At 64.9% G+C, this 8124-nt stretch carries 8 protein-coding genes; 5 read left to right on the plus strand and 3 right to left on the minus strand.

Annotation, left to right across the window (positions count from 1 at the left end):
- Positions 1–61: 61 nt before the first annotated feature.
- Positions 62–790 (minus strand): GNAT family N-acetyltransferase, encoded by a 729-nt coding sequence (locus K5880_RS21730; protein ID WP_297657544.1) that lies wholly within the window; start codon positions 788–790, stop codon positions 62–64.
- A gap of 87 nt (positions 791–877) precedes the next feature.
- Positions 878–1351: an Lrp/AsnC family transcriptional regulator gene (locus K5880_RS21735; RefSeq protein WP_297657547.1), complete on the minus strand. Its 474-nt coding sequence runs from the start codon at positions 1349–1351 to the stop codon at positions 878–880.
- Positions 1352–1469: 118 nt separating this feature from the next.
- Between K5880_RS21735 and hppD the strand changes: the two genes are divergently transcribed.
- Together hppD and phhA are read left to right on the plus strand one after the other, a co-directional pair.
- A complete protein-coding gene (hppD, locus tag K5880_RS21740; protein ID WP_297657550.1) occupies positions 1470–2591 on the plus strand; it encodes a 4-hydroxyphenylpyruvate dioxygenase in 1122 nt (373 codons plus the stop codon).
- An 11-nt stretch (positions 2592–2602) separates the two neighbouring features.
- Positions 2603–3457 carry a phenylalanine 4-monooxygenase gene (gene phhA / locus K5880_RS21745; protein ID WP_297657553.1) on the plus strand — a complete coding sequence of 285 codons (855 nt, stop codon included), beginning with the start codon at positions 2603–2605 and terminating at the stop codon, positions 3455–3457.
- Here phhA and K5880_RS21750 read toward each other — a convergent pair.
- A complete protein-coding gene (locus K5880_RS21750; protein ID WP_297657555.1) occupies positions 3379–4368 on the minus strand; it encodes an alpha/beta fold hydrolase in 990 nt (329 codons plus the stop codon). The two genes, phhA and K5880_RS21750, sit on opposite strands and share 79 nt — an antisense overlap.
- 67 nt (positions 4369–4435) lie before the next feature.
- Here K5880_RS21750 and K5880_RS21755 point away from each other — a divergent pair, with 67 nt between their 5' ends.
- The 3 genes from K5880_RS21755 (at position 4436) to K5880_RS21765 (ending at position 8001) form a co-directional block, all read left to right on the plus strand.
- Entirely contained in the window at positions 4436–5182 is a 747-nt protein-coding gene (locus K5880_RS21755) for a hypothetical protein (RefSeq protein WP_297657557.1), read from the plus strand.
- Between the two features lie 123 nt (positions 5183–5305).
- Positions 5306–7006, plus strand: a complete 1701-nt coding sequence (locus K5880_RS21760) for an AMP-binding protein (RefSeq protein WP_297657559.1) — start codon at positions 5306–5308, stop codon at positions 7004–7006.
- A gap of 32 nt (positions 7007–7038) precedes the next feature.
- On the plus strand, positions 7039–8001 hold the full coding sequence (locus K5880_RS21765) for an MBL fold metallo-hydrolase (RefSeq protein WP_297657562.1): 963 nt from the start codon (positions 7039–7041) through the stop codon (positions 7999–8001).
- The last annotated feature ends 123 nt before the right edge of the window (positions 8002–8124 follow it).

An 8124-nucleotide genomic window follows, 5' to 3' on the forward strand; every position in this document is an offset into this window, starting at 1 on the left:
GGATACCGCAAGCACGTGCCCGGACGCAAAGCCGCGGCCGGCCGGGCGCCTGGGGCCGCTTTCAGCCGCGCACGCGTTCCCGCGCTTCGCGCACTCCCTGCCGGATCTCCTGAAGCATTGCCAGAATGCCCCAGAACTGACGGGCCTGGGCCTTGAGGTGGTAGTCGGTGATGGCCACCCTCTCGTTGACCAACTCGGTCACGCGCGAGTCGAAGTCGGCCGGCGGCAGGCGCAGGTGTGCCTCGGACTCGGAGCCATCGCGCTCGATGTCCGCCCCCGCCTTGCGCGCAATCCGGAGCATGGCGGTGTTCTCGGACAGCGCGTGGATGAACAGCATCTGCACGCCTTCGTTGCGCGCGTGCATGACGGCGCGCTCAAACAGCCGGCTGCCGTAACCGCGCCCCCTGGCAGACTTGGACACCGACACGCCGAACTCGGCGCAGCTGGTGTACTGCGGGTCAAGTGAAAAGGCCAGGTGGGCCATGGCGATGAGTTCCAGCCGCCGGTTGAAGATGCCGAAGAGTTCGTCGCGCTCGAAGTTCAGCTGCGCCACATAGCGCCGGATCTGCTCGTCATTGGCCGCATAGCCGAAGCGCAGGTAGCGGTCGTGCGCGTCCAGCTCCAGCAGGTGGTTTTCGATCCGGTCGAGCTGGCCCGGGCCGATCGAACGGATGGGCACCACCACCGAGCTGGGCGTATTCGGCCTGGCCCCGGGTGCGGACGAGGCCGCGCGCGCCACGGCCTGCGCCTGCAGCGGTAGCGACTTGAACCAGCGGGTGGGATCAACCATGGAAAGGAATGTACGGGTTATCCCTATATCGACAAGGACTGTTGTCCCTAAACAAGGCGCAGCCCGACGGACGGGCTCCATGGGCCCTCACAGAGGCAGTGCGGTAGTGCTTTTGACCCTGTCCATCACGAAACTGGTCTTGCAGTCCTGCACGCTGGGGTGCTTGAGCAAGGTGTCCATCATGAAGCGCGAATAGGCCGCCATGTCCGAGACCAGTAGTCGCAACTGGAAGTCCATCTCGCCGGTAAGCGCCACGCACTCCACCACTTCGGGCCAGGCCAGTACGCTGGCCCGGAACTGGTCCATCGGGTTGCGCTTGGCGCTCTCGGCGTGTTTCTCCAGCCGCACATTGACGTAGGCCGTCAGCCCCAGGCCCACCGCCTCCGGGCGAACCAACGCAACGTAGCGCTCGATGACATGTGCGTCCTCCAGCCGGCGCACGCGGCGCAACACCGCGCTGGGCGAGAGCCCGACCGCCTCCGCGATCTGGTCATAGGTGGCGCGCCCGTCGGCCTGCAGGCTGCGCAGAATGTGCCGATCCAGCTTGTCCAGTGCTTGCATCGCCTGAATTTTGCAGGTTTCCTGCAATCCGGACAAGTGGAACGCCCTCAAACGCCGGAATCGTGACACCCTGCGCCGATACAGTGGCGCATCCCAATTCACGCCCACGGAGACTGCCATGAACACCCCCCTGTCCGCCGCCGCCCAGACCGCCACCGCCGCCTGGGAGAACCCCATGGGCACGGACGGCTTCGAGTTCATCGAATACGCCGCACCCGATCCCGTGGCCATGGGCGCGCTGTTCGAGCGCATGGGTTTCAAGGTGATCGCGAAGCACCGCCACAAGGCCGTCACGCTGTACCGCCAGGGCGAGATCAACTTCATCATCAACGCCGAGCCCGACAGCTTCGCGCAGCGCTTTGCACGCCTGCACGGCCCGAGCGTGTGCGCCATCGCCTTCCGCGTGCAGGACGCCAAGGCGGCGTACGAACGCGCCATCGGGCTGGGCGCCTGGGGCTATGCGCAGTCGGCGGGGCCCGGCGAACTGAACATCCCGGCGATCAAGGGCATTGGCGACTCCATCATCTATTTCATCGACAAGTGGCGCGGCAAGAACGGCGCAAGGACCGGCGACATCGGCAACATCGGCTTTTTCGACGTGGACTTCGAACCCTTGCCCGGAGCCGAGCTCAACCCGTTGGGCCACGGCCTGACCTATATCGATCACCTCACCCACAACGTGCACCGCGGACGCATGGACGAGTGGGCTGGTTTCTACGAGCGGCTGTTCAACTTCCGCGAGGTGCGCTACTTCGACATCGAAGGCCAGGCCACGGGCGTGAAGAGCAAGGCCATGACCAGCCCCTGCGGCAAGATCCGCATCCCGATCAACGAAGAGGGCAACGAGAAGGCCGGCCAGATCCAGGAGTACCTGGATCGCTACCACGGCGAAGGCATCCAGCACATCGCCATGGGATCGACCAACCTTTACGACACGGTGGATGCGCTGGAGCTCAGCGGCGTCAAGCTGCTCGACACCAGCGAAACCTATTACGAGCTGCTGCCCCGGCGCATCCCGAACCACGGCGAAGACCTGGAGGCCCTGAAGCAACGCAACATCCTCGTTGACGGCACGCCCGGCGAACTGCTGCTGCAGATCTTCAGCGAGAACCAGCTCGGCCCGATCTTCTTCGAGTTCATCCAGCGCAAGGGCAACCAGGGCTTTGGCGAGGGCAATTTCAAGGCGCTGTTCGAGACCATGGAACTGGACCAGGTCCGACGTGGCGTGCTGAAGGCCTGAAGGAGCGCAACATGGCCGTCGAACCTGTCGTCTACGGCGCCAGCGAGCGTCCGCCGCGCGGCGACTATTCGCGCGCCCGCGACGACTACACCTGCCCCCAGAACTGGGCCGCCTATACGGACGCGGACCATGACACCTACCGCCGGCTCCACGAACGCCAGAGCGCGCTGCTGCCGGGGCTGGCCGCCCAGGCCTTCATCGACGCATTGCCCTCACTGGGCGTGAGCAACCGGATCCCGCGCTTCGAGGAAATCAACGAGCGCCTACGGCCGGCAACCGGCTGGGAGCTCGTGGCCGTGCCGGGCCTGATCCCCGAGCGCCCGTTCTTCGACCTGCTGGCGCACCGGCGATTTCCCGTGACGGACTGGATCCGCACACCGGCGGAGTTCGACTACATCGTCGAACCCGACGTGTTCCACGACCTGTTCGGCCACGTGCCACTGCTGTTCAACCCGGTGTTCGCCGACTACGTGCAGCGCTACGGTGCGGGTGGCCTCAAGGCGCACGACCTGGGCGCTGGCGAGTTGCTCTCGCGCCTGTACTGGTACACGATCGAGTTCGGACTGATCCGCCAGCCCGACGGGCTGCGCGCCTATGGGGCCGGCATCCTGAGTTCATCGGGCGAGCTGCGCCACAGCGTCACCAGCCCGCAAGCGCGGCGCATCGCGCTCGACCTGCTGCGCTGCATGCGCACGCGCTACAAGATCGACGACTATCAGGCCACCTACTTCGTGATCGACAGCTTCGAGCAACTGTTCGAAATGACGGCGCCCGACTTCGCGCCGCTCTATGAGGCCGTGCGCTCGCTCGGCGATCTGCCCGCCGACGCCAGCATCGCCAGCGACTCATCCATCACCCTGGGGTGAAACGCCATCGCCACATGGGCGGCGCCGTGCACAAGCCGGTTGTCGGCCCCGGGCAGCGTGGCGGTGGACGCCGGAAACACGATATTGTCGGCGTTGGAGTACCAGCACACGAAGCGCGCGTAGGTGCTCGCGAGCGCGTTCCGGGACTCCCGCTCCACCAGCCCACGCAGCCAGTCTCCGTCCAGTCGCATCTGACGGCCATTGGCCACGCGACTGAAGCGCCCGAGCCAGGTGCCGCGGTGCGGACTGCCAATGGTCACCACGGCATGCACTGGAGTGCCAAGCGCGCTCGCCATCCAGGCCCGCGCCACCAGACCGCCCATGCTGTGGCACACCAGCATCGGTGGACGCCCCGTGAGTGCGTGCGCGCGGCGCACTGCGTCGTCGATCAGCGGGATGTAGTCGTCGATGTCGCCGAACACGGGCTCCAGATTGACCGACGCATAGGGAATGCCCTGGGCGCGCAAACGGCGCATCCACGGCAGCCAGAACCCCCGGTTGCACACGAAGCCATGGACGAGCACCACGGCAGGTGTGTCCGCGTCCGATGGGCCAGCGTCGTCGGGCAGGCTGGTCCATCGGAACGGCTGGCGCCAGGCGAACACCACGGGCGCTACCCGAACCTCCTGCCACCAGGCGCCGAGCACGCCACGCCAGCCCGCTGGTTGAGTGGGGTCCTGGCGGTTCAACCACGCGGCGGCCATGCCCTCCAGCCCGAGCACCAGCGCATAGCCGCCAAGCGACAGAGCCGCACCCACCACCGCCACACTCGGTGAGCGAGACCACCAGAACCACAGCCATGTGAGCGTGAGGCCCAGCGTGCCCAGCACCAACACTTGCTGCAGCCGCGCAAGGCTGGAGGTACGGGGTACGGCTGAACGCGCAGTGCGGGCTTGTTGGTCGGAGATCATGCGCTGACTATCGCACGGAGCGCACACACGACAGTAGACTGGGCGCTCAGCCAAGTCTGCGTATCCCATGAGCCCTCCCTCCAGCGCCGCCGACCTCATCAGAGCACATCTGGACCGCGTGAACCGGCTGCGGGAACAAGCCCGCAGCGCGGGGCTGGCCCGCGCGGTGGACGAGGTCAAGCGGCTGCAGGCGGCACGCTTCCGGGCCACCTATGCGGACTTTCTGCAACACCCCATCCATGCATCGGCGACGCGCTTCTTCCTCGAGGAGCTGTACGGCGTACACGACTTTGCCCAGCGCGACGCGCAGTTCGCGCGCATTGCCGGCGCGTTGGAGCGGCTGTTTCCGCAGGCCGTGGCCCAGCTTGCCGTCGATCTGGCTGAAACCCATGCGCTCACGGAGGTGCTGGACCACGAACTCGCCACGCACTGGCTGGCACTGGAATCTGTGCAGCCGCCGGCACTGCGCTACACCCTGGCCTGGCGCAACACCGGCCAGCGAGAAGCGCGCGCGCGCCAGCTTGCCGTGGTGCAGCACATGGGGCTGGAACTGCAACGTCTTACGCGCATGCGGGCCCTGCGCATGGCCCTGCGCATGATGCGCAACCCGGCTCGCGCTGCCGGACTGGACGCCTTGCAGCACTTCCTGGAGAGCGGTTTCGATGCCTTTGCCTCGCTGGGCGACGCACGCCACTTCCTGGACACGATCAGCGCGCGTGAGTCGCGCTGGATCCACACCCTGTTCGATGGTCACGAGTCGGACTGCTGCGCCGCCCTGGCCGCCGAACTGGCGCTCGACCCCATGCCGGACTGAGCTGCGGGCCCGCTTTCAGCGAGCGTGAGCTTTGCGTGACAGCCTCCTAGGGCAGCCCCGGTACCGACGATCGCGCGCTCTTGCCAGAATGGCCGCTTCTTCCATCCATGTACCCACCCGCCCATGACCCGTCCCTGGCTTGCCCAATACCCCGAAGGTGTTCCTCACGACGTGGCGCCGGAACGCTACCGTTCGCTGACCGCGCTGCTCGAAGAGTCCTTCAAGCAGCACGCGCGTCAGCCCGTCTGCGTCTGCATGGAAAGCTGGATGAACTATGGCGAGCTCGACGAACTCAGTGCCGCGCTGGGTGCCTGGCTGCAGGCGCGCGGCCTGGTGCCGGGCGCGCGCGTTGCGGTCATGCTGCCCAACGTCCCGCAGTTCCTGATTGCCATGGCCGCCATCGTGCGCGCGGGCTATACCGTGGTCAACGTCAACCCGCTGTACACCGCACGGGAGCTCGAGCACCAGCTCAAGGACTCGGGCGCCCAGGCCATCGTCATCCTGGAGAACTTCGCCCACACGCTGCAAGAGGTGATCGATCAGACTTCGGTCGAGCACGTGGTGGTGTCCGGCCTGGGTGACCAGCTCGGATTCTGGCGCGGACGCTGGATCACCTTTGCCGTTCGACATCTGGCCCGGATGGTGCCCGCCTACAAGCTGCCCATCGACGGGCCTCTAGGTGCCCGCACCATTGTGGACTTCCGCCAAGCCCTGGCGAGGGGCGCTGACATGCACCTCAAGCCCGGCGCCCAAACCCTGGACTCTGTCGCATTCCTGCAGTACACCGGCGGTACCACAGGCCTGTCCAAGGGCGCCGTACTCACCCATCGCAACATCATCGCCGCCATCCTGCAGGCTGAAGCCTGGTTCCAGCCTGCACTGCGTCGCGTCGGCGACCTGCGTGCCGTCAACGGCATTGCCGCGCTGCCGCTGTATCACATCTTTGCCCTCACGCTGAGTCTGCTCACCATCCGCTGGGGCGCGCACATGACGCTGGTACCCAATCCCCGGGATGTCCCGCGGTTGGTGGATACGCTCAAGCGCCGACCATTCCATTTGCTGCCAGCAGTCAACACCCTGTTCAATGCCTTGCTGCAGAACCCGCAGTTCCGGCAGCTGGATTTCTCGTCTCTTGCACTTTCCCAAGCGGGCGGCATGGCTGCCTCCGAAGGCACTGCGCGCCAGTGGAAGGCGGTCACAGGCTGCACCATGGTGGAAGGCTGGGGCATGAGCGAGACCTGCGCCATCGGCACCAACAACCCGGTCACAGCTGAGCATTTCAGCGGCACCATCGGTTTGCCTCTGCCTGGAATCGATATTGCCATCAAGGACGAAGAAGGTCGCAATCTGGCGCCAGGCGAGGCGGGCGAAATCTGCATCAAGGGACCCAACGTCATGACGGGCTACTACAACCAGGCCGAAGAAACCGCCCAGGCCTTCACTTCCGACGGCTTCATGCGCACCGGCGACGTGGGCGTGATGGATGCCCAGGGCTTCACACGCATCGTCGACCGCAAGAAGGACATGATTCTGGTATCTGGCTTCAACGTGTTTCCCAGCGAGCTCGAGAATGTCATCTCACTATGTCCGGGCGTGCTCGAGTGCGCCGCTATCGGCATTGCCGACGACAAACAGGGTGAAGCGGTCAAGGTGTTCGTGGTCCGGTCCGACCCGGCATTGCGCGAAGAGGACGTGACCCGCTATTGCGAACAGAATCTGACGGGTTACAAGCGGCCCAAGCTCATTGAGTTCCGTGACGAGCTGCCCAAGAGCAATGTCGGGAAGATCCTGCGTCGAGCACTGCGAACACCCGCAGCGCATTGAGTCACATTGCTTCAATCTTTTCCGCCCGCCACATGAATCCCGCTTCCACCGGGGTACCGAGCGCCGAGGTCTCATTGGTTCTGGCTCAAGCGGGCGTCACATGCCTGGAGCGAGGATGGCTGTCTGCGAACAACGTTTTGATCCGCGGCAACGGGCCTACTGCCCTGGTGGACTCGGGCTACTCGTCGCACGCCGGTCAGACCGTCGCACTTGTGGATGCAGCACTCAACGGGCGCTGTCTGGACCTCTTGCTCAACACCCACCTGCACAGCGACCATTGCGGTGGCAATGCTGCGCTTCAGGCGAGTCATCCCACACTGAAGACATTGATCCCGCCTGGACAGGCCCCATCCGTCGCCAATTGGGACCCCGTCGCGCTGAGCTTTGAACCTACAGGGCAGTGTTGTCCTCGATTCGTGCATGACGGTCTGCTGCACCCTGGCACCTCCGTGCGGCTCGGCTCCCTGGACTGGGAGATTCATGCCGCCAAGGGACATGACCCACACTCCGTCGTCCTGTTTCAGCGGACGCACCGCCTCCTGCTGTCGGCAGATGCGCTGTGGGAGAACGGTTTTGGCGTCGTCTTCCCCGAGCTTGAGGGTATCTCGGCCTTCGACGAAGTGGCGGACACACTGGATCTGATCGAAACACTCGAACCTGCCGTCGTCATTCCCGGCCATGGCGCGGTCTTTCAGGATGCCTCTGCGGCATTGTCAAGGGCGCGCAGCCGCCTTGATCAGTTCGTACGAAACCCCGAAAAGCACGCCAGGCATGCCCTCAAGGTCTTGCTCAAGTTCAAGCTGCTGGAATGGCAGTCGGTATCCATTGAGGTGATGCACGAGTGGGTTTTGAGGACCGACTATTTTGCGCAGGTCATGCCCGTAGATGCCCTGGCAAGCGCGGCTCAGAGCCTGGCATGGCTCGAAGAACTGCTGTCCGAACTTGAGCGCAGCCAGGCTCTTTCCAGAGACGGCCACACCATCACCAACCGGTAGCAGAGGCTGAAGGTCGGTACCGTGGAAACCCGGGGGTTTCCACGCATGCAACAACCAAGCGGTCGATAAAAGCCCAAACCCCCAGGCACCGGGAGGCACGAGGGGGTTTGGGGGGCTGGGTAA

Origin of the sequence: Hydrogenophaga sp., from assembly GCF_025699295.1 — a bacterium.
Taxonomy (GTDB): Bacteria; Pseudomonadota; Gammaproteobacteria; order Burkholderiales; family Burkholderiaceae_C; genus Hydrogenophaga.

Bases quoted from the DNA above. Each gene is read 5' to 3' on its own strand.
- K5880_RS21730 (WP_297657544.1), bottom strand. From the start codon at position 790: ATGGTTGATCCCACCCGCTGGTTCAAGTCGCTACCGCTGCAGGCGCAG.
- K5880_RS21735 (WP_297657547.1), bottom strand. From the start codon at position 1,351: ATGCAAGCACTGGACAAGCTGGATCGGCACATTCTGCGCAGCCTGCAG.
- hppD (WP_297657550.1), top strand. From the start codon at position 1,470: ATGAACACCCCCCTGTCCGCCGCCGCCCAGACCGCCACCGCCGCCTGG.
- phhA (WP_297657553.1), top strand. From the start codon at position 2,603: ATGGCCGTCGAACCTGTCGTCTACGGCGCCAGCGAGCGTCCGCCGCGC.
- K5880_RS21750 (WP_297657555.1), bottom strand. From the start codon at position 4,368: ATGATCTCCGACCAACAAGCCCGCACTGCGCGTTCAGCCGTACCCCGT.
- K5880_RS21755 (WP_297657557.1), top strand. From the start codon at position 4,436: ATGAGCCCTCCCTCCAGCGCCGCCGACCTCATCAGAGCACATCTGGAC.
- K5880_RS21760 (WP_297657559.1), top strand. From the start codon at position 5,306: ATGACCCGTCCCTGGCTTGCCCAATACCCCGAAGGTGTTCCTCACGAC.
- K5880_RS21765 (WP_297657562.1), top strand. From the start codon at position 7,039: ATGAATCCCGCTTCCACCGGGGTACCGAGCGCCGAGGTCTCATTGGTT.